General features: G+C 26.5%; 19 protein-coding genes. 3 read left to right on the top strand and 16 right to left on the bottom strand.

Going from position 1 to position 23544, the window contains the following annotated elements; translation table 11 throughout:
• Window positions 1–29: 29 nt before the first annotated feature.
• The 10 genes from H0H62_RS00785 to surE form a co-directional block, all read right to left on the bottom strand.
• A complete protein-coding gene (locus tag H0H62_RS00785; RefSeq protein ID WP_185860854.1) occupies window positions 30–617 on the bottom strand; it encodes a formyltransferase family protein in 588 nt (195 codons plus the stop codon).
• 10 nt (window positions 618–627) lie between these two features.
• Window positions 628–1617: a phosphoribosylformylglycinamidine cyclo-ligase gene (gene purM / locus H0H62_RS00780; RefSeq protein ID WP_238784139.1), complete on the bottom strand. Its 990-nt coding sequence runs from the start codon at window positions 1615–1617 to the stop codon at window positions 628–630.
• Window positions 1618–1632: 15 nt separating this feature from the next.
• Window positions 1633–3066, bottom strand: a complete 1434-nt coding sequence (gene purF, locus H0H62_RS00775; RefSeq protein ID WP_185860991.1) for an amidophosphoribosyltransferase — start codon at window positions 3064–3066, stop codon at window positions 1633–1635.
• A 41-nt stretch (window positions 3067–3107) separates the two neighbouring features.
• On the bottom strand, window positions 3108–3830 hold the full coding sequence (gene purC / locus H0H62_RS00770) for a phosphoribosylaminoimidazolesuccinocarboxamide synthase (RefSeq protein ID WP_185860853.1): 723 nt from the start codon (window positions 3828–3830) through the stop codon (window positions 3108–3110).
• Complete coding sequence (gene purE / locus H0H62_RS00765; protein ID WP_185860852.1) at window positions 3827–4321, bottom strand: 5-(carboxyamino)imidazole ribonucleotide mutase; 495 nt, start codon at window positions 4319–4321, stop codon at window positions 3827–3829. The genes purC and purE overlap by 4 nt, the downstream gene beginning before the upstream one ends.
• Window positions 4322–4346: 25 nt before the next feature.
• On the bottom strand, window positions 4347–8027 hold the full coding sequence (locus H0H62_RS00760; protein ID WP_185860851.1) for a phosphoribosylformylglycinamidine synthase: 3681 nt from the start codon (window positions 8025–8027) through the stop codon (window positions 4347–4349).
• Window positions 8028–8041: 14 nt separating this feature from the next.
• Window positions 8042–9478 (bottom strand): adenylosuccinate lyase, encoded by a 1437-nt coding sequence (purB, locus tag H0H62_RS00755; protein ID WP_185860850.1) that lies wholly within the window; start codon window positions 9476–9478, stop codon window positions 8042–8044.
• Between the two features lie 14 nt (window positions 9479–9492).
• Window positions 9493–10788 (bottom strand): adenylosuccinate synthase, encoded by a 1296-nt coding sequence (locus tag H0H62_RS00750; protein WP_185860849.1) that lies wholly within the window; start codon window positions 10786–10788, stop codon window positions 9493–9495.
• 67 nt (window positions 10789–10855) lie between these two features.
• Window positions 10856–11824 (bottom strand): Holliday junction branch migration DNA helicase RuvB, encoded by a 969-nt coding sequence (gene ruvB / locus H0H62_RS00745; protein ID WP_185860848.1) that lies wholly within the window; start codon window positions 11822–11824, stop codon window positions 10856–10858.
• 13 nt (window positions 11825–11837) lie between these two features.
• Window positions 11838–12665 (bottom strand): 5'/3'-nucleotidase SurE, encoded by an 828-nt coding sequence (gene surE / locus H0H62_RS00740; protein WP_185860847.1) that lies wholly within the window; start codon window positions 12663–12665, stop codon window positions 11838–11840.
• 65 nt (window positions 12666–12730) lie between these two features.
• On the opposite strand from surE, the gene H0H62_RS00735 reads away from it, so the two are divergent.
• Window positions 12731–14848 carry a carboxy terminal-processing peptidase gene (locus tag H0H62_RS00735; RefSeq protein ID WP_185860846.1) on the top strand — a complete coding sequence of 706 codons (2118 nt, stop codon included), beginning with the start codon at window positions 12731–12733 and terminating at the stop codon, window positions 14846–14848.
• On the opposite strand, the gene gyrA is transcribed toward H0H62_RS00735, so the two are convergent.
• Both gyrA and aroB read right to left on the bottom strand, forming a co-directional pair.
• The gene (gyrA, locus tag H0H62_RS00730; RefSeq protein ID WP_185860845.1) at window positions 14832–17303 is read right to left on the bottom strand and encodes a DNA gyrase subunit A; all 2472 of its coding nucleotides are present in this window, start codon (window positions 17301–17303) and stop codon (window positions 14832–14834) included. The genes H0H62_RS00735 and gyrA overlap by 17 nt on opposite strands.
• Window positions 17304–17339: 36 nt before the next feature.
• A complete protein-coding gene (gene aroB, locus H0H62_RS00725; RefSeq protein ID WP_185860844.1) occupies window positions 17340–18407 on the bottom strand; it encodes a 3-dehydroquinate synthase in 1068 nt (355 codons plus the stop codon).
• 271 nt (window positions 18408–18678) lie between these two features.
• Between aroB and H0H62_RS00720 the strand changes: the two genes are divergently transcribed.
• On the top strand, window positions 18679–19332 hold the full coding sequence (locus tag H0H62_RS00720) for a DedA family protein (RefSeq protein ID WP_185860843.1): 654 nt from the start codon (window positions 18679–18681) through the stop codon (window positions 19330–19332).
• On the opposite strand, the gene H0H62_RS00715 is transcribed toward H0H62_RS00720, so the two are convergent.
• Genes H0H62_RS00715 through H0H62_RS00705 form a run of 3 tightly spaced genes read right to left on the bottom strand, consistent with a single transcriptional unit; the run spans window position 19325 to window position 21338 of the window.
• Entirely contained in the window at window positions 19325–19783 is a 459-nt protein-coding gene (locus H0H62_RS00715) for a nucleoside deaminase (RefSeq protein ID WP_185860842.1), read from the bottom strand. The two genes, H0H62_RS00720 and H0H62_RS00715, sit on opposite strands and share 8 nt — an antisense overlap.
• The gene (locus H0H62_RS00710) at window positions 19783–20403 is read right to left on the bottom strand and encodes a 50S ribosomal protein L25 (protein ID WP_185860841.1); all 621 of its coding nucleotides are present in this window, start codon (window positions 20401–20403) and stop codon (window positions 19783–19785) included. The genes H0H62_RS00715 and H0H62_RS00710 overlap by 1 nt, the downstream gene beginning before the upstream one ends.
• The gene (locus tag H0H62_RS00705) at window positions 20400–21338 is read right to left on the bottom strand and encodes a ribose-phosphate diphosphokinase (RefSeq protein ID WP_185860840.1); all 939 of its coding nucleotides are present in this window, start codon (window positions 21336–21338) and stop codon (window positions 20400–20402) included. The genes H0H62_RS00710 and H0H62_RS00705 overlap by 4 nt, the downstream gene beginning before the upstream one ends.
• Before the next feature lie 60 nt (window positions 21339–21398).
• Between H0H62_RS00705 and H0H62_RS00700 the strand changes: the two genes are divergently transcribed.
• Entirely contained in the window at window positions 21399–22193 is a 795-nt protein-coding gene (locus H0H62_RS00700; RefSeq protein ID WP_185860839.1) for a thymidylate synthase, read from the top strand.
• 8 nt (window positions 22194–22201) lie between these two features.
• On the opposite strand, the gene thrC is transcribed toward H0H62_RS00700, so the two are convergent.
• The gene (gene thrC, locus H0H62_RS00695) at window positions 22202–23518 is read right to left on the bottom strand and encodes a threonine synthase (protein WP_185860838.1); all 1317 of its coding nucleotides are present in this window, start codon (window positions 23516–23518) and stop codon (window positions 22202–22204) included.
• Window positions 23519–23544 lie beyond the last annotated feature (26 nt).

The following is a 23544-nucleotide window of genomic DNA, read 5'->3' as shown; positions in this document are numbered from 1 at the left end:
AAGACATACTAGACTAATTAAATTAATTATTATTTTATATCTTTTATATTATATAAAAGTTTGTTAATAGATTGAATTAATATTTCTTTTTCTATCATAGATATTTTTTTAGATAAAGAGATTGGAGTCTCCTCTGGATCAATTTTACATTTTTTTTTTAAAATAACATCTCCTAAATCCACGTTTTTTGTAACATAGTGAACTGTAGCTCCTGATATTTTTTCCTTATTTTTTATAACTTTTTTATGGACTTTTATCCCATACATTCCTTTTCCACCATATTTAGGTAATAGGGAAGGATGAATATTTATAACTTTATTAAACCATTTTTCACAAAATTCTGCATCAAGTATAGAAAGAAACCCTGAAAGAACTATAATATCTGGAATGTATCTTACAAGTATATTGTCTATTTCTCTAAAAAGAAATTTTTTATTAGTTCTTATGAAAGAAAATACTGTTATATTTACTTTCAATGCATATTGAATTGCACTACACCATCTATCAGAAATTACTAAATTAACCATTGAATTATAAATAATCTTATTTTGAATTGCATGTAAAATATGCTTCATATTGGTCCCCTTTCCAGAAACTAAAATAGCTATTTTTTTCATGGAAATATTTTTATTTTAAAAATACTTTTTTATTTCCTTTCACAATAGTTCCAAAAATAAAAGGTTTTTCTCCTAAAAAATGAAGTTTATCCAAAATAGAATATTTATCTTGAAAAGATACTACTATAATCATTCCTACTCCCATATTAAAAGTATTCCACATTTTATATTCTGATAGATTTCCTCTTTTTTTAATATAATTGAAAACAGGTTGAATAGGAATTTTTTTTTTTTCCACTACAGCTGATAAATTTTCTGGAATAATTCGATATAAATTCTCTGATATTCCTCCTCCAGTAATATGAGCTAATCCGTGGATTATAAACTCTTTTAATAAAGCATGAATGGGATAATGATAAATTTTAGTTGGAATTAAAAGCGTTTCATAAAACGGTTTTTCTTGAAAAGATTTCATAAAATCTTCTGCAGAAAAAATATTTCTAATTACAGAAAAACCATTACTATGTATACCTGATGAAGGAAGTCCTATTAAAATATCTCCATTTTTAATTAATTTTTTTCCATCTACAAGATTATTTTTTTCTACAATACCTACACAAAATCCGGCTATATCATAATCATTTTTTTTGTAAATTCCAGGCATTTCCGATGTTTCCCCTCCAATCAGACAGGTGTTTGTTTTTTTGCAAGAAATAGCTATTCCTTGTACAATTTTTTCTACAATACTAGAATCTAGTTTACCACAAGCTAAATAATCTAAAAAAAATAAAGGAAGAGCTCCATGACATAAAACATCATTTGCACACATGGCAAAACAATCTTCTCCAATTACACCATATTTTTTGAAGGCGATAGCCAAACGTAACTTTGTTCCAACTCCATCTACTCCAGATACCAAAATAGGCTCCTTATATCCACATTCATATATTCTATAAAAAGAAGCAAAATGATCTAACGTACTCATTACCTTGTTATTATAAGTTTTTTCTAAAATATTACTAATTTTGCATATAATCATGTTACTTTTTTTCACTTTCATATTTATTTATTTTAATCAGTTTTTTTTAACTGGATAATTTCCGGTAAAACAACCAAAACAATAATGAATACTTCCAAGAATATCTATAAAATTATCCATACTTAAAAATTCTAAACTATCTACATTTAGAATTTTTTCTATACTTTTTTTATCAAAATGATTGTATGATATAAGATCTTTTTTACTTGGAGTATCTACTCCTAAATAACATGGGCCTATAATAGGAGGAGAAGCACTTCTAAAATGAATTTCTTTAGCTCCTGCTTTTCTTAAAATATAAACTAATCTACGACTGGTAGTTCCACGAACTATAGAATCATCAATAATAACAATCCGTTTTCCTTTTATTTCATCTAATATAGGATTTAATTTTAAGTTTACCATTTTCTCACGCATATCCTGTTGGGGTAGAATAAAAGATCTCCCAATATATTTATTTTTAACTAAAATTGGCTTAAAAGGTATACCAGAAGCTTTAGAATATCCAATAGAAGCTGGAACTCCAGAATCTGGAACTCCAATAACTACATCGGCTTCTATAGGATGTTGTTCATAAAGTTTTTCTCCACTTTTTTCACGAATTTTATAAACATTGACATTTTCAATTAAAGAATCAGGACGAGAAAAATAAATATATTCAAAAGAACATATTCTTTTTTTTGTATTTTTTTTTTCTGTAAGGAGAGAAAATTGAATTGATTTTTTATCGACAATTATAATTTCTCCTGGAAATAAATCTCTAACGTAAAACCCACCAACAGAATCAATTCCACAAGTTTCAGAACTAAATATATAAGTTTCTTCATTCAACATTCCATAACATAAAGGACGTATTCCGTTTGGATCTCTAAATGCAGCCATCTTATTATCCATAAGAACAATCACAGAATAAGCTCCTTTAATATCAATAGTTGTTTTTTGAATAGCTTTTTCTAAACTATTATCAGATTCTGGTAAATATTTTTGTATTAAACGTAAAATAACTTCGGAATCTGAGTATTCAGATATAAAATTTATTCCTTTGGATTCCAATTCTTTACGAATGGGTTTCGCATTGATTAAATTTCCATTATGTACTATAGATATAGTACTCTTTCCATAGGAATTTTCTCCAAAAAAAGGTTGAATATTTTTTTGACTTTGTCCTCCTTCTGTAGAATAACGAGTATGTCCAATTACAGCATTCCCATGGTAACATTCAGAATTAGAAATTTTTCTAAAAAAATCTAAAACAAGTCCTTCGCTCTTATGTGATATAATAAACCCATCTCGTAAAACAGAAAATCCACAAGCTTCTTGTCCTCTATGCTGTAATGCGAATAATCCAAATTGAATTAAAGAAAAGGTATCTACCTTATAAGGAGAATAAATCCCAAAAACACCACATTCATCATGAAATTTATCAAAATAATTATTTTTCAGAATATAAGGGATTAATTGAGATATCATATTTTTGGAAAAAGAATATCTTTGTTCCATTATTTAATGGATTAACTTACATTTAACCTTTTTAATATTTCCATGTAAATGTCAAATACTTCTTCTTTCAATCCCATTCTAAATGAATCTTTATCCAATTTTTTCATTGTTTTTTTATCCCAAAAACGACAAGTATCTGGACTGATTTCATCTGAAAGTAGAATTTCATTTTTATGATTTTTTCCAAATTCTATTTTAAAATCTACCAATATAATATTTTTATCTGAAAAATATTTTTTTATAATATGGTTTATTTTCAATGTTATGCCATAAATAGTATTTAATTCTTCATAAGAAAGAATTTTTAAGAACACAGCATGATGATCATTAATTAAGGGGTCTTTTAATTTATCATTTTTATAAAAAATTTCAAAAATAGGATTATACAGATTAATTCCTTCTTTAATTCCTAAACGTTTAGACATACTTCCCGCAACAATATTACGAATTACAAATTCTAAAGGGATCATATCTACTTTATGACATAATTGCTCTCTGTTGTTTATTTTTCGTATAAAATGAGTTTTAATTCCACAAGAATTTAAAAAATTAAAAATTAATGTAGTAATTTCATTATTTAAAACTCCTTTGTCTTGTAAAAAATTTTTTTTCAATCCATTCAAAGCGGTTATACAATCTTTATGATGAATTAATACTTCAAGTGAGTTATTAGTAGTATATATTTTTTTTGTTTTTCCTTCTGATAAAATATTTTTTTTAATTATGCAATTCATGGTAATAAGTTTTGCTTGATTTCAGTTATCAATTTCTCCTTTTTTTTTATTCTGAATTTTAGCAATAATTTTCTTATATCTTGATATTTTATAGATAAAATATGAATAGCAAATAAAGCTGCATTATAGGAATTATTTATTCCTACTGTAGCAACGGGAACATCTTTCGGCATTTGTACCATAGATAAAAGAGCATCTATTCCTCCTAAAGTTCCATAATTATTATTGCAATGAATTGGGATTCCTATGACAGGCAGTATTGTTTTAGAAGAAATAAATCCAGGTAAATGAGCGGATAATCCAGCTCCTGCAATAATAACATCTGTTCCTTCAGATTCTATTTTTTTTATAGTATTTGATAAAATATCTGGTAATCTGTGTGCGGAAATTACATAAGATTTATAACTTATGTTAAATTGTTTGAATATTTCCGCTATTATTTTCATAATTGATTTGTCAGAAATACTTCCAAAAAATATAGCCACTTTCATAAATTATAAGTTATTTGAATTTTTATTATAAAAAATATTGTACTGCATTTTTGAAAATTGAATGCTGATGAATATTAGGAATATTTTTTAATAATCCATGATCATAACGTTCTGGATGAGTCATTCTACCATAAATTTTACCATCTTCACTTAATAATCCTTCAATGGCTCCAATAGATCCATTTGGGTTATATACCCTATCTGAACTAGGGATTCCTTCTAAATCTACATATTGTGTGGCTATTTGGTTTCTATTCAATAAAATATTTATTGTTTCTTTTCTTGCATAAAATCTTCCTTCACTGTGAGATATGGGAAGAGTATATATTTTATTTTTCATTCCATTTAACCATGGAGAGTGATCAGAAATCACTTTAATATGAACACACTGGGATATATGTTTTTCTATTTTATTATAGGTCAATGTAGGAGAATTATGATTTCTAAAACAAATTTTACCATAAGGTAATAATCCGGATTTTATCAATCCTTGAAATCCATTACAAATTCCTAAAATTAACCCATCGTGATCAAGAAAATATTTAATAGCATCTTGAATATGTGGATTATGTAAGATAGATACAATAAATTTAGCAGCCCCATCTGGTTCATCTCCAGCACTAAAACCTCCACAAAACATCAATATTTGTACAGATTCTATATGCTTTTTAAAATAAAATATGGATTCCAGAATATCTTTATTATTTAGATTTTTAAATATTAAAGTATTTACGATAGATCCCTCTTTTTCAAATGCACGAATCGATTCAAATTCTCCATTTGTTCCAGGAAATATAGGAATAAATACCCTAGGTTTCCCTTTTTTTTTAAATTTACATTTCCATATGAAAGAATTATATTTTTCTTTTTGTTTAATTTTTTCTCGTTTTATATTTTGAATATTATTTTCTTCTTTTTTTTCATCGTAAAAAGAAAAAATGGAAGAAAAAGTTTTTTCCCAATTTTTTATACATTCATCTATACCAACAGATACTCCATTAAAGTTTAAATATTCATGAGAAATGATTTCTCCTATTGGAATAAAATTATTGTCTGAAATGGAAGAAGAAGATTCTATAATTAAGGATCCTATATTCATTTCAAATAAATTATCTTTATAGTCAATGACTGCTCCTAAACGATTTCCAAAAGACATTTTGGCAATAGCAACGGATATCCCTCCATCTTTAATTGTTTTTACAGAAACAATTTTTCCAGAACAAATCCCTTTATAAACCTGATCATAGGCACTTTTTATAGAATCATAATCTGGCATTTCATTTTCTAATGAATTGTGATAATACAAATAAATTTTATTTCCTACTTTTTTAAATTCAGGAGATATAATATTGATACATAAACCTATAGATACACCAAAAGCAATAAATGTTGGCGGAACATGAAAATTCTTATATGTTCCAGACATAGAATCTTTTCCCCCTATCGAAGCTAATTCTAATGACATTTGAGCATTATACGCTCCTAATAAAGCAGAAAAAGGTTTCCCCCAATTTTCTGGATTTTTCCCCAATTTTTGATAATATTCTTGAAAACTAAAATAAGTATTTCTGTAATCACCTCCCATAGAAACAATTTTAGAAATACACTCCACAATAGCATAAGCCCCTCCATGAAAAGGACTCCAACTAGAAACTTCAGGATGAAATCCCCAAGAAACTAAACTAACTGTATTTGTATTTCCTTTAAAAACAGGAATTTTTTGTACACTTCCTTCAGATGGAGTCATTTGATATTTTCCTCCAAAAGGCATTAAAACTGTAGTAGAACCTACAGTACTATCAAACATTTCTACTAAACTTTTTTGAGAAGCTATATTTAATTCAGAAAGAGTGTTTAAAAATGTTTTTTTACTAAAAGAAATTTCTTTTGATTTATTAAAAGGGGAAACTGAAATAGGAGAATTCACACGAACAGCTTGTTCTTTATAAGAACCTTTTGTATTCAAAAAAGAACTTTTTACATTAAAAATTTCTTTTGTTCCATAATAAAAAATGATACGTTTATTATCAGTTATTTCACCGATAGGTACAACCATGATATTTTCTTCATGAGAAAAATGAATAAATTTATTCACATCTTTGGGATCTAATATTACTGCCATACGTTCTTGAGATTCAGAAAGGGCAATTTCTATAGCCTCCATACTACTTTTTGAATCCTTGACTGGTATTTTATCTAAATAAAGGACTAAACTATCGCTTAATTCACCTACAGCTACAGCTGCTCCTCCAGCTCCAAAATCATTGCATTTTTTTATCAAAGAAATAACTTTTTTTTTTCTAAAAAATCTTTGAATTTTTCTTTCTATTATTGGATCCCCTTTTTGTTTAACATGATTTTTTAAATCAGAATTATGTTCTTTAGAAGAATCTGTAGCTCCTCCAATTCCTTCTTTTCCCGTCAATCCACCAATTATCAAAATGATATCCCCTTTTCTTGGTTTGTCCTGTTTTACAAAATCAGCAGGAACGGCCCCAACAACCATTCCAATTTCCATTCGTTTCGCTCTATATCCATTATGATATATTTCATGTACATGAGTTGTTGCTAATCCTATTTGATTTCCATAAGAACTATAACCACAAGCGGATTCAAAACAAATTTTATGTTGTGGTAATTTTCCATTCATAGTTTTTAAATTGAGAGGATCAGCAGCTCCACTCAATCTAATTCCTTGATAAACAAAAGCTCGACCCGATAAAGGATCACGAATCGCTCCTCCTACACAAGTATAGGCCCCTCCAAAAGGGTCTATTTCAGTAGGATGGTTATGAGTTTCATTTTTAAATAATAAATACCACTTTTCATTTTTTTTATTTTCTATGAAATCTACATTTATCATCATAATACACGCATTATGTTCGTCTGATGAAATATAATTCATTAATTTTCCCTTTTTATCAAGAATTATAGCAGGAAGACTAGATAAATCCATAAAATTTATAGGATATTTTGATCTTCCTATTGAATCTCTATCCTTTAAATATTTATTAAAAATACTTTGATATGTTTTTTTTAATGAACCATAAAAAGATATATCTATTAATGTTGTAAAAAATGTAGTATGACGACAATGGTCAGACCAATAAACATCAAATATACGTAATTCTGATTCTGTTGGATTTCGTTTTTCTTGATAGAAATATTTCTGTATAAATAGTAAATCATTAATTTCCATAGAAAAATTACATTTATTATGGATTTTTGTGATTTTTTCAACCGAAAAATTAATAAAATTATCTATAATTTTAGTCTCATTCTTTTTATTTCGTGTATTTGAGCATGATTTAATGTAATACTTTTTAATTCTATAAAAATCCTGTTTCTTTTTTAGGCCAATTAATTTAATTAATTGGCCTGCTTTTATGGTAACTCTAGTCGATTTTGGATCTATAACTTTTATACATTGCATAGCTGCATAAGCTCGATCATCATATTCTTCTGGAAAATATTCTATATATAAAGTATTCAAATGTATTTTTCTATGCAAAATATCTGTAACAGGATCCACAAAAACTTTTGATAAACTTTCTAAAAAAAGTTTTTCATTGATGTTATATATATCATATATGTAATAAATAATTATATCAGACAATGAAATATTCATATTTTTGAATTCATTGTACAATTTTCTAGAATAAATATCAAAAGGCCTTTTTTTTTGTATATAAATTCTGAAATTCATTATTTATCGATGTATTAAATTTTTCTATCCATATTAGATATATCGAAATCAATGATATGATGAAAACGATTTAATATGGGATTAACTATTGTATCAAGAAATTCTAAAGTTTGATCTGAAGAAAATCCTGTAAAATTTTTAGGATTCAGAATTTGATTTATTTTTTTTTCACATATGGGTATTTTTTTATCATGTAAAATACGTTTAATAAAATCATTTTCCATTCCTTCCAATTTCATTTTATCATTTGTTGCCATAGAATGAATTCGGATTCTTTCATGAATATCCTGTCTATCTGCTCCTTTTTTTACACATTCTATAATAATAGATTCAGTAATTAAAAAAGGAAGCTCTTCTTTTATATGTTTATCAATAATATTAGGATATACAACAATATTTTCTAATATATTATTCCAAATCATTAAAATAGAATCTACAGCTAAAAATGATTGGCCTATAACTAATCTTCTATTTGCAGAATCGTCTAAAGTCCGTTCTAACCATTGAGTAGCTGCAACTAAGGCTGAACTATTCGATAAAGAAATAACATATTTAGCTAAAGAGGCCATACGTTCACTACGTATTGGATTCCGTTTATAAGCCATCGCACTAGATCCAATTTGTTCTTTTTCAAAAGGCTCTTCCAATTCTTTTAAATTTTGTAATAAACGTAAATCGTTACTAAATTTATGAGAAGATTGAGATATATTAGATAACAAATTTAATATTTGAGCATCGACTTTTCTATCGTAAGTTTGTCCTGTTATAGAAAAAACATTTTTAAATCTAAATTTATTAGATAATTTTTTTTCCAAATCTTTTACTTTTTGTAAATCACCATCAAATAATTCTTTAAAACTATCTGCTGACCCTACAGTTCCCTTAACTCCTCTAAAATGAATATTTTTTAATCGAAATTCTAATTCGTCTAAATCTAGAAGTAGACTTTGTAACCATAAAGCAAAACGTTTTCCTACAGTAATTAATTGAGCTGGTTGATAATGAGTAAAAGCTAAAGTAGGAATATTATGATATTCTAAAGATAAATTTCTAAGACGAAAAATTACATTAATCAATTTTTTTAATAAAATTTCCAATCCATCACGGATTAAAATAATATCCGTATTATCCCCTAAAAACGCACTTGTAGCACCTAAATGAATAATAGGTCTAGCTACAGTCGCTTTTTCTCCAAAAGCATATAAATGAGCCATGACATCATGTCTAAATTTTTTTTCATAAAAAAAAACTCTATCCCAATCAATATTATGTAAATTATTTTTTAAATCAAATATTTGTTCATTGCTAATATTTAATCCTAGTTCTTTTTGAATTTCTGCTAAATATAACCATAATTTTCTCCAAGTAAGAAACTTTTTTTTTGGAGAAAAATTATATAACATTTCTTTGCTACTATATCGTTCAACTAAAGGGTTTTTATATTTTTCCACACAAAAAATATTTTCTAAGTAAAAATTCTAAAAAATATAGACTTATTTTTAATAATATTCTGATTTCTTTCAGACCCTACAGAAATTAATAATACTTCTAATTTTAAATAATCTTCAATAAATTTAATATATTTTTTACAATTGTTTGGTAAATCTTCGTATTCATGAATATGAGATATATCTTGTTTCCATCCAGGATGATCTATATAAATTCCTTTTACGTCTTGTTTCATATTAGATGGAAAATATTTAATAATTTTGTTCTCATATTTGTATTTTACACATATTTTAATAATATCTAATTCACTTAAAACATCTAATTTAGTAATAACTAAACAATTTACCCCATTTATCATACAAGAATATTTAAGAGCTATCAAATCCAACCATCCACATCGTCTTGGTCGTTTTGTAGTAGCTCCATATTCATTTCCTTTTTTACGTATTCCATCACAAATTTCACTTTTTATTTCTGTAGGAAAAGGGCCAAATCCTACACGAGTACAATATGCTTTTGTTATTCCTATAAAATTTTTTAAAAAATGAGGAGGCACTCCGGCCCCTGTACATACACCTCCTGTAGAAGTGGAAGAAGTGGTGACATATGGATATGTTCCATAGTTTATATCCAATAACATAGCTTGAGCCCCTTCAAACAGAATCTTTTTTTTATTATGAAAAGCATTATGAATTTCATAAACTGCGTCAACAATTCGATCAGAAAGAATTTTTGCATATTCTATGTATTCTTCATAAATAGACTGGAAAATAAGAGGTTTTTTTTTAAAAATTTTGATAAAAAGTTTGTTTTTAAGATCAATATTATATTTTAATTTTTTATAAAAAGTTTCTAAATTTAATAAATCCAAAACACGAATTCCTATACGTGCAATTTTATCTTCATAAGTAGGACCTATTCCTTTCTGTGTAGTTCCAATTGATTTATCTCCTAAAGCTTCTTCTTGATATTTATCTAATAAACGATGATAAGGCATGGTAATATGTGCTCTTTTTGCTATAAATACTTTAGATGTATTAATCCCTATTGATTCTAAATTTTGTATTTCTTGTATCAAAGATTTAGGATCAATTACGACTCCAGGACCAATAATACATTTTACCCCAGAATAAATCACTCCAGAAGGAACTAAATGAAGAACAAAATAACGATTTCTAATATGAATAGAATGACCTGAATTATTTCCTCCTTGATAACGGATTACATAATCCGAATTTTTAGCAAGTAAGTCTGTTATTTTTCCTTTTCCCTCGTCACCCCATTGGAGGCCAACAATAACATTTGAAGGCATGATTATGCATTTTGATGTTGATTCTTTTAACAAAGTTAATTCTTATGAACATATAATAAAAAATATTTTAGTCTATTTTTTTTAAATTTTGTTTTATATGTTTATAAGCTAATTTCGTAGTTTTTCTCCCTCTAGGTGTTCTAATTAAATATCCTTCCTGAATTAGAAAAGGTTCATAAACTTCTTCTATAGTATCCGAATTTTCGCTAACAGCCGTCGCTATAGTATTGATTCCCACTGGTCCTCCTTTAAAATGATCTATGATATATGAAAGAATCCTATTATCCATTTCATCTAATCCATGTTTATCAACATTGAGAGCTTGTAATCCCAAATTGCATATGTTAATATCAATAGTCCCATTCCCTTTAATTTGAGCAAAATCACGGATTCTACGTAATAAAGCATTGGCGATACGTGGAGTTCCACGACTTCTGCTAGCAATCTCATAAGATGCTTCTTCCGTAATTGGAATATTTAGGAATTTTGCACTACGATTTACAATATGATTTAATAATTTTTTTTCATAATAATTAAGACGAAAATTGATCCCGAATCTAGAACGCATAGGAGCAGTGAGTAAACCAGATCTTGTAGTTGCTCCAACTAAAGTAAAAGGAGATAAATCTATTTGTACTGATTTAGCATTAGATCCAGAATCTATGATAATATCTATTTTATAATTTTCCATAGCTGAATACAAATATTCCTCAACTATTGGAGAAAGACGATGAATTTCATCAATAAAAATTACATCGTTTATTTTTAAATGAATCAATAACCCAGCTAAATCTCCAGGTTTATCTAAAACAGATCCTGAAGTTACAGTGATATTAACACATAATTCGTTAGCCACAATATGAGCAAGTGTTGTTTTTCCCAATCCTGGAGGCCCATGAAATAAAATATGATCTAAAGCTTCTTTTCTTTTTTTAGCAGCCTGAATAAAAATTTTCAGATTATCCAATATCTCATATTGTCCAATAAAATCTTGGATTGTTTGGGGATTTAAAGATCCTTCTAAAAAATATGACACTATATTATACGTTTTAATATTCAAATTCAGAATAAACTATATATCTATAAAAAAAAAAAAATAATAAAATAAAATTCCAAGATTTTAAAAGATTTAATATACCATAATTTGTTAAATCAAATTGAATAGGAACTATGGATACATATCCATTTTTTAATGCCCATTCATCTGTATCCACCTTGTCATCTAAATTCATAAAATCTCCTACTAACCAATAATAAGTTCTTCCTTTAGGATTATAACGTTTATCGAAACTTTCTATCCATTTAGACTCTGCTTGTCGACATATTTTAATTCCTTTGATTTGTTCTTTTTTTAATTTAGGAATATTAACATTTAAAGTGATTATTTTTTCAGGGATAGGATTATAAAGAATTTTTTTTACAATCTGATATACATATTTTTTGGATGGTTCAAAATCCGCATTCCAATCAAAATCCATAAGAGAAAATCCAACAGATGGAATTCCCTCTATGCTTGCTTCAATAACAGCAGAAACCGTTCCAGAATACATAATATTTATAGAAGAATTTGAACCATGATTAATTCCTGATACACAAATATCAGGTTTTCTTGGAAGAATCTCGCTAATTGCTAATTTCACACAATCTACTGGAGTTCCAGAACATTCCCATTCTTTTTGATTTCCATTATCTATATTTACAGAATCACAATATAATATTGTATTCATTGTTATTGCATGTCCTATTCCAGATTTAGGTTTATTTGGAGCAACTACATATACATCTCCCAAAAGGTTCATAGAATGAACAAGGGCTCTAATTCCTGGAGCTATAATTCCATCATCATTTGTTACTAAAATAATTGGTTTATTATTCATTTTTCATTACATAAAAAAGCTATTTATATATAATTTTGCTGATATTTTTCAATCAAAACATAATTGTGAATATTAAAATAAAAAAATTAAATAATATTAGATATATAATAATTGGTTTATTTCTGATTTCTTCATTAAGTTTCTGTTCTCCATTAGTAGAAGAACAGGAAAAGTATCGTATAGTACTCAAAACAATATATAAAACACTTTCCTTTTTACATCCAAATCCGATTCCTACAGATAATGATTTTTCACAAAAAGTATATAATAAATATTTTGAAAAATTAGACAATCAAAAACGTTTTTTTATACAAAAAGATGTAGAAGATCTTTCTTTATATCGAGAAAAAATAGACGATTTTTGGGTTCATGGAGATCCTACTTTTTTTAATATTGTTATGAAACGTTTTTTTCAAAGAGTAGAAGAAGCAGAATCTATATGTTTTAAAATATTAAAAACATCTTTTGATTTTAATAAAAAAGAAATATACATACTTGGAAAACAAAAATTTTTTTATCCAAAAAATAAAAAAAAATGGATTGAAAAATGGAGAAAACATTTAAAATATTTGACTTTATTAGAAATAATAACTTTAAAAAATCAAAAAAAAAACTGGATTCCCCAAAAAAAGAATTGGAAAAATACATTTTTTAAAAACGAAAAAAAATCAAGGAAAAAAGTAGAAAAATATATTCAGGAATATTTCAGAATATTAAAAATAAAAAAAGAATCTGAATGGTTTTCTATATATGTTAATACTATAACTTCTCAATATGATCCTCATACTAATTATTTTTCTCCTAAGGAAAAAGAAATTTTTGATTTTAACATATCTGGACAAACAGAAGGAATTGGTGTTGAATTACAAGATGATAAAGGATTTCCCACTATTGTGAAACTCATTGTTGGTGGCCCTGCGTGGAAAAGCAAAAAAATAGAAATAGGAGATAAAATCATACGAGTAGCCAAAAACCTAAACTCAGAATCGAAAAATATTGTAGGAATGTTATTAGAAAATTCGATTCGTTTAATAAGAGGGGAAAAAGGCACTAAAGTAAAATTAATTATTCAAAAAAAAAATGGATCTATAGAAGAAGTGATTCTCATTAGAGAGATAATTGAAAAAAAAGAAATTTTTGCAAAAAGTGTTATAATATTGGATAAAGATCAAGATAAATATGGATTAATCTGTTTACCAGAATTTTATTTTAATCCTGAAAATAAAAATGGAAGAAATGCAGCTAAAGATATAAAAAAAATTATTCAAGAACTAAAAAAAGAAAATATAAAAGGAATCCTGATAGATATTAGAAATAATGGAGGAGGATCTTTAGATACTGTAATCAAAATTGCTGGTTTTTTTTTAGGAAAAGTTCCTATCGTACAAATAGGAAAACCTAACAGAAAAAAAAAGATACTCAAAAGTAACGAAAATAAAATTCTATGGACAGGGCCCCTAGTTATTCTTGTGAACGAATTATCTGCTTCTGCTTCTGAAATTCTAGCTTCTGCTATAGCAGATTATAAAAGAGGAATTATTGTTGGGAGTACTCAGACATATGGAAAGGGAACTGTACAAACACTTTATCCATTAAATCGATTTTCATTTCATAAAGAAAAATTAGGAACATTAAAATTTACTATCAATAAATTTTATCGTGTAAATGGTAGTTCTACTCAATTAAAGGGAGTAAATTCCGATATAGTCATTCCAAGTAATATGACAAATATTTTTTTAAAATATATGGAAAAAAATAAAAGGAACCCCATGAAATGGGATTGCACGGATCCTGTTCCTTCCCTTTATTCTTATTATAATAATTTTTTTTTAGAAAAGATTAAACATAAAAGCATAAAACGTTTGAAAAAAAGTAAAGATTTTATGACTATTTATAAAATCATACAATCATTAGAAAAAAAATTTTCAAATGAAAAACAATTGTCTTTAAATTGGGAAGAATTTTATTATGAAAATTTAAAAATAAAAAAAAGAAATGAAAATTTAAAAAAATTAAAAAACTATATGAATATATATGGATTACAATCCTTTCCCCCCTATTACAAAATAATTTTCAATACAAAAGAATCAGAAGAACAAAAAGAATGGAAAAAAAATATTACAAAAGATTTTTATATAGCAGAATGTATCAATATATTACGAGATTTTAATGAAATTTCATAATAGGTTTATAAACTTTCGCTACATCAGCTATAGCATCGTTTTTTTTAAGATTAATTAATCTCACTCCTTGAGTAGTTCTTCCCATAACTCTTATATCTGATATAGGAATACGTATAATAATTCCTGATTTTTTAATAATCATCAAATCATCTTGATCCGTAACATATTTAATGGAAATTAAATTCCCTGTTTTTTGAGTTATATTTATTGTTTTAATTCCTTTTCCCCCACGATTGGTTATACGATAATCTTTTATATGGGATCTTTTTCCAAATCCTTTTTCAGAAACTACTAACAAATGTCCTTTTTCTTTTCCTTCTACATCTACACATATCATTCCAATAACCAAATCTTTATTATTTGTATGAATTCCTATAACACCAGAAGAAGTTCTTCCAGTTGAACGAACTTGATTTTCTAAAAAACGAATTATTCTTCCACTTTTAATAGCAATAAAGACATGGCTATCTCCCTTAGTTAGAATTGCTTTCAGCAAGGAATCTCCTTTCCGAATCACAATAGCATTTATCCCATCTTTTCTAGGACGAGAATAATTCTCTAAAGATGTTTTTTTAATAATACCTTTTTGCGTAATCATCATCACATAATAATCTTTTACATACTTTTTATTAGTGAGATCTCCTGTTAATATATAAGTATTAACTTTATCATCTTGTTGAAGATGAATAATATTTTGTATTGCTCTACCCTTAGAAATTTTGGATCCTTCTGGAATTTCATATACTCTTAGCCAAAAACATTTTCCTTTTTCTGTAAAAAAAAGTAAATACTGATGATTGGTTGCTATAAGCAAATGTTTGAAAAAATCTGATTCTCTAGCAGTAGCCCCTCTATTTCCCACTCCTCCTCTTCCTTGACGTTTGTATTCTGATAAGGACGTTCTCTTAATATAACCTGCATGGGAAATTGTAAGAACTACCTGTTCATTTTCAATTAGATCTTCTATATTAACCTTATCTCCTGAATAATCAATTTGTGTACGACGTTTATCTTGGTACTTTTTTCTTATATCTAAAAGTTCTTCTTTAATAATTTTAGTTCTTGTGTAATGTTCGTTCAAAACATTTTTAAAAAACTCTATTTTTTTAATAAGTTCGTCATATTCTTTTTTAAGTTTTTTTATTTCTAAAGATGTTAGGCCTTGTAATTTCATTTCTAAAATAGATTTAGATTGATTTTGTGATATTTTAAATTTTTTAATCAATTTATCACAAGCATCATAATGATTTTGGGCCCTTTTAATTAATTGAATCATGATATCTAAATGATCTATGATTTTCAAAAAACCTAACAAAATATGAACACGATTTTGACACTTTTTTAGTTCGTATTGAGTACGGGAAATAATAACATTATGTCTGTGATCGACAAAGTGTTGAATAATACTTTTTATATTTAATTGAATAGGTTTCCCGTTAACTAGAGCTATATTATTGACATTAAAATAAGTTTGTAAAGAAGTGTATTGAAATAATTTATTCAATAGGATATTAGGGTTTGTATTTTGTTTCAAAATGTAGACAATACGTAATCCATTTCTATCAGATTCGTCTCGAATTTGATAAAGACCTTCCATCTTTCCTACTTTCATCAATTCCACAGTACGAGCAATCATATCAGCTTTATTGACTTGGTAAGGAATTTCATCTACAATAATACATTGTCTATCATGAATTTCTTCAAAATGGACTTTCGCACGTAAAATAATACGTCCTTTACCGGTATAAAAAGCGTTTTTAACTCCATCATATCCATAAATGATCCCTCCTGTAGGAAAATCAGGAGCTTTGATATGTTTCATAATCTGTTCTATAGATAGATTATTATTATCTATATAAGCACAAATAGCATTTATCGTTTCTTTTAAATTATGAGGAGGGATATTAGTAGCCATTCCTACTGCAATACCAGAAGATCCATTAATTAAAAGATTGGGAATTCGTGTAGGTAAAACGGTTGGTTCTTCTAAAGAATCATCAAAGTTTAATTGCATAATCACTGTTTCTTTTTTAATATCCAACAACATCTCTTCAGATATTTTTTTCATTTTAACTTCTGTATAACGCATAGCTGCCGGAGGATCGGCATCCAGTGATCCAAAATTTCCTTGTCCATCTATTAATGGATAACGTAATGTCCATTTTTGAGTCATACGAACCATCGTATCATAAACAGAAACATCTCCATGTGGATGATATTTCCCCAATACTTCTCCAACAATACGAGCCGATTTTTTATAAGAACTGTTAGAAAGAATTCCTAATTGATACATTCCATAAAGTACTCTTCTGTGTACAGGTTTTAATCCATCTCTAACATCAGGAAGAGCTCTAGATACAATAACAGACATAGAATAATCTATGTAAGATGATTTCATTTCATCTTCAATATTAATTGAAATCAATTTTTCTTTTTCTCCTTCACTTTCACTCATTTTTTTTGAAAAATATTAATTAATGAATTAAAACATTTAGGTTAAAAAACTTTCCTTAATCAAGGAAGACGAAACCTGACAATTATATGAACATTTTCCTATTTCTTTTAATAAAGAAAATTGAATTTTATTTTTTTCATTTTTTTTATCATGTTCCATAATCAACAATAATTTGTTAATTTCTAAATTAGAAATATGATTTTTATGATTCTCTATTGTATATAATTTATAAAGTGTAGATCGGATTTCTTTATAATCCGATATAGATAAACCATTAATTTTGTAGGAAATCCATGATTCATATATCATTCCCATAATAACAGCAATCCCATGTATCATTTTGTTTATATCCATAAAATAACTTTCTAAAGCATGTCCTATAGTATGTCCAAAATTAAGAATTTTTCTTAATCCTTTTTCTTTAGGATCTTTATCTACAATTTTTTGTTTAATTAATATAGATTTATGAATTAATTGACTCCATTCATTTTCATTTTTAATGATATCTATTTGTATTTGATTCATTTTTTTCCAAAAATTTTTATCGGCTATTAACCCATGTTTGAACATTTCTGCCATTCCAGAAAAAATTTCTTTCTTCGGAAGTGTTTTTAGAAAGATAGGATCTATGATTAAAAATTCTGGAACATAAAAAGTGCCTATTTCATTTTTTATAGAATCTAAATTGACCCCAGTTTTATATCCTATAGCGGCATCAACCATCCCTAATAAAGTTGTAGGAATATTAATAAAACGAATACCTCGTTTGAATATGGAGGCAACAAATCCTCCAATATCTGTTATAACTCCTCCTCCTAAATTTAAAATTAAACTTTTTCTATTGGCTTTAAATTTTTCTAGATTTTTACATATTTTAACACACGTATAAATATTTTTTTCTTTTTCTCCTGATTTTATTTTAATAAGATTAGATTTTTTTAAAAAATTTATATGATGAAAAAGAATGGGGAGGCAATGTGTGAAGGTGATATCATCTACTAGAATGAATATATTTTTTATGGAATCTACTTTATGTAATAAATAATTTTTAAGCATGTTATAAGCTACATCATTAAAATATATGAATTCTTCCCTTTTTTTCATTTGAATTTAGCTTCGTTTAACAAAATTAACCAATTAATCAATAAAATAAAATATTTTGCATAACCAAAAAATGATAAAAGTAAAACCTATTATGAAAAATAATATATTAGGAACCCATCCTAAAATATTAATAAATTTAAATAAATACTCCATAAATAAAGAATATATTAGTTTTTTTGAATATAAAAGTATGAAAATAAATATTTTTATTTTTTATAAAAACTAAAAAATGGAAATATTTAACTTTGATTTTCATTATCATATTTGTAAAATGTCAGATATTTGGGATTTTTTTCAACATTTATTTAATCCTAGATGGATATTTTTATATTTCGGAAACACAGCTTTATTTATTATTTTAGCTATTGTTTTTGCTGAAACAGGACTTTTTATAGGTTTTTTCTTACCTGGAGATTCTTTATTATTTACTGCTGGAATTTTTGGGGAAGATTTATGCAAAAATTTTTATAATGTCCCTTTTTTTGTGATCATTTTAATCGTAGCAGGTGTAGCTATTCTTGGGAATATGCAAGGATACTGGTTAGGATATAAATCTGGAAAACTGTTATATAAAAAAAAGGATTCCTTTTTTTTTAAGAAAAAACATTTAATTTTAGCTCAATTATTTTATAATAAATACAAAACGACGGCCCTGATTATGAGTCGTTTTCTACCTATGTTTCGTTCTTTTGCTCCTATTGTAGCAGGAGCTATTCGTATAGATTTCAAAAAATTTATGATATATAATATTATTGGAGCACTTGCTTGGACTTTTTCTATCATGTTATCTGGACATTATTTAGATAAAAATTTTCCGGAATTAAAAAATCATCTTGAATGGATTATTTTATTGATTATATTAATTACAACTTTGCCTATATTTTTAAAAATGATCATAAATAAAAAAAAAAAAATATTTATATAGATTTTTGAAGTTTATGATTTCTTTTATAAAAAAAGAATTCTTGTATAAGAGCTTTACATTGATTTTTCATAATTCCAGATACAAATTCTGTTTTGGGATGTAATTTAATACCAGAATATACAAATCCTCTTTTTGAAGAATTAGAAGCTCCACAAACAACTCTTCCTATTTGAGACCAAAAAAGAGCTCCAGCACACATAATACATGGTTCTAAGGTAACATATAAAGTACATTTTTTTATATATTTATTATTTAAATAATTAGATGCTAAATTGATCACTAACATCTCTGCATGTGCAGTCACTTTACATAAAGTTTCAGTTAAATTATGAGCTTTTGCTATCACTATATTTTGATATGTAATAGCAGCGCCTATAGGGATTTCATTTTTATGAAAAGCAATAATAGCCTCTTTTAGAGCAATTTTCATAAAATAAAAATCTAAAGACATTATTTATTTTTTTCTTTTTTATATTCTTTTTCTTCCCCTTCTTGATTTTCTTTTTCTTTACCCCCTTTAATAATTGTTCTGGAATTTTTTACACTTGCTATTAGTGTATCAGAAGGATGTAATATAGTATATTGATCATTATATAAATCTTCAACTGTTATTCTATCTCCTATATCTAAAGAATTAATATTCAATTCAATGTATTCTGGCATATTATCTGGAGTGGCTTTCACTTTTAATTTTCTAATAGAAGAATAATATTCTCCTCCTTTTGAAACTCCAATAGATCTACCAAAAGATTTGACAGGAATTTCTAATATAATAGGTTTAAAATTATCAATTTTTAAAAAATCTACATGTAATATTTTATCATTAACAGGATCAAATTGTATTTCCTTTCGAATAGCGTTTATACTTTGATCATTTCCTTCTATTTTAAGAAAAATACCATATACTTCTGTAGTATATACTATTTTTTTTAAACTTTCTAATGAAGTAGAAAACGGAATATTTATATTTTTTCCATACAAAATGCATGGAATTTTTCCAGAAAGTCGAATGGAATGAATTGCTTTTCTTCCAATATCTCTTTTATGACCGTATATATTAACATATTTCATATTATAAATTTATTACTAATGGACTCGTCTTTATGTATTGATAGCATCACTTCCGCAAAAAGTGGTGCACAAGATAAAACTTTAATCTTATTATTTCGCTTCATTTTATTTATAGGAATTGTATCTGTCACTACCAATTCTTCAATCTCTGATTGATGTATTTTTTCATATGAATTCCCTGATAAAACAGGATGAGTAGCTATTGCACGTACACTTTTAGCTCCTTGTTTTTTTATTAAATTAGCTGCTTTTGTTAAAGTTCCAGCCGTGTCTACCATATCATCTATAAGTATAATATTCTTTTCTTTTACATTTCCTATAAGATTCATAAATTCTATTTCATTTGCTTTTTTTCTTTCTTTATAACAGATAACTACATCTGTATCTAAATAACCTGCATAACTTCTAGCTCTTTTTGCTCCTCCCATATCTGGAGAAGCTATGGTCAATTGATCTATATTTAACTTTTTAATATAATCAATAAATATTCTAGATGCATATAAATGATCTACAGGTATATCAAAAAATCCTTGAATTTGATCTGCATGTAAATCCATGGTCATAACTCTAGTAGCTCCTGAAGCTACTATTAAATTTGCTATGAGTTTTGCTGCAATAGGAGTTCTAGGTTTATCTTTATGATCTTGTCTAGCCCATCCAAAATACGGAATCACAAGTGTAATATTACAAGCTGAAGCTCTATGAGCAGCGTCGCACATTAACAATAATTCCAATAAATTATCTACTGGAGGAAAAGTTGATCCAATCAAAAATACTTGAGATCCACGAACAGATTGTTCAAAACAAGGAGTATATTCTCCATCACTAAATTCTAAAAATCGTATCTTTCCAAGAAAGCCCCCATAATAATAAGCTATATTTTCTGATAATTTTAACCCGCTCCTTGTAGAAAAGAAGAGAACCTTTTGATTCATAGTTATATTTTTTTATGCAAAAATACTCTTTAAATTAAAAAATAAATTCATATTGTAATCATGAAACAATATTTAAATTTATTAAAAAACGTATTAAAAAAGGGGATAAAAAAAAAAGATCGTACTGGTGTAGGAACAATTAGCATATTTGGATATCAAATGAGATTTAATTTAGAAAAAGGGTTTCCTCTTTTAACAACTAAAAAATTAAACATACGATCTATTATTTATGAACTATTATGGTTTTTAAAAGGAGATACAAATATTAAATTTTTGAATAAAAATAAAGTTAATATTTGGAATCCATGGGCGGATGGGAATGGAGAGTTAGGTCCAATATATGGATTTCAATGGAGAAAATGGCCAACTTACGATGGTCGTTTTATTGATCAAATTGGGAATCTTATCAAAGAAATCAAGTTAAATCCTAATTCTAGACGTTTAATTGTTTCTTCTTGGAATGTAGGAATGATTCAAAATATGACATTACCTCCTTGTCATTTATTATTTCAATTTTATGTATATGAAAAAAAATTATCGTTACTTTTATATCAAAGAAGTGCAGATATTTTTATTGGTTTACCATTTAATATAGCCTCTTATGCTTTATTACTAAGTATGTTGGCTAAAATTTTGCATCTAAAAGAAAAAGAATTTATTCATACTATAGGAGATGCTCATATCTATAATCATCATATTAAACAAATTCAATTACAAATGAAAAGAACTCCAAGGAAACTTCCTAAAATGGTTCTTAATTCTTCTGTAAAAAATATTTTTCAATTTCGTTTTGAAGACTTTGAGTTAAAAAATTATAATCCTTTTCCTCATATTAAGGGAGATGTAGCCATTTAAAAATTATTTTATTTTTTTTCTAAAAACCAACTTTTGAAAATATTAAAATCATTGGATAATGATATTTTTTTAGTTATGTTTTTCATTTTTAAAAATACTTCTAGTTCCTGATCAATGACTATTTTTTTTTGTAAAAAAGATGGCATATGATCTAAAAATTTAATAGGATGAGCTGTTTCTAAAAAAATAGCTGGATCTGAAGTATTATTAATTTCTTGTAAATATTGTTTAAGTCCTAAATAACCAATAGCCCCATGTGGATCTAACATGTATTTATATTTTTTCCATATAAATTCTATACTTTTCAAAGTTTCTTCATCCGTGAATTTATAGGAAGATAATTTTTTTCTTAATTGAAATATATTTTTTTTATATAAATGCCATATTCTAGAAAAATTACTTGGATTAGATATATCCATAGCATTTGATATAGTTTTTTTTACCGGAAGAGGATGATATTTTTCAGATTTTAAAAATCTAGGAACAGTATCATTAACATTTGTAGATGCAATAAAAAATTTTATAGGTAATCCCATTTTTTCAGCAATCATTCCTGCGAAAAGATTTCCAAAATTTCCACTAGGAACTGAAAAAATTATTTCTATAAGATTTTTCACAATTATCTGTCTGTAAGCTAAAAAATAATAAAACATTTGAGGGAGCCATCTCCCTACATTAATAGAATTAGCTGAAGTTAATATATATTTTTTGTTTATTTCCTTATCTAAAAAGGCTTTTTTTACCAAATTCTGACAATCATCGAAACTCCCATGTATTTCTACAGCTAGAATATTCTCTCCCAATGTTGTGATTTGTTTTTTTTGTAAAGAACTAATCCCATTATATGGATACAAAATAACGACTTCTATTCCTTGTTTTTTATGGAATCCTTTAGCGACAGCACCTCCGGTATCTCCTGAAGTTGCCACTAAAACCGTTACATTTTTTTCTAATTTTTTAGAAAAAAAACTTAAGCATCCTGCTATAAACTGAGCTCCTACATCTTTAAAAGCTAAAGTGGGGCCATGAAAAAGTTCTAATACGTGAATATTATCATGTATTTTTTTTAATGGAAAAGAAAAATTTAAAGTATCATGAATAATTTGATCAAGAAATTTTTCTGGTATATATTTTCCTATATAAGGTTTTATAATAAACATGGCAATCGCATACATATCAAAAAAGGGGAGTTTATGAAAAAACTGAGGTTCTAATTTAGGAATATATTTAGGCATATATAATCCACCATCAGGCGATAAACCTGTTAAAACGGCATCTTCAAAAGAAACTAAATTTTGATAGTTTTTTAAACTGTAATATAACATAACATATACGAATAATAATTATTTAT

The organism is Blattabacterium cuenoti (assembly GCF_014251695.1).
GTDB lineage: Bacteria > Bacteroidota > Bacteroidia > Flavobacteriales > Blattabacteriaceae > Blattabacterium > Blattabacterium cuenoti_T.
This window is presented reverse-complemented; position numbering and strand designations above follow the sequence as displayed.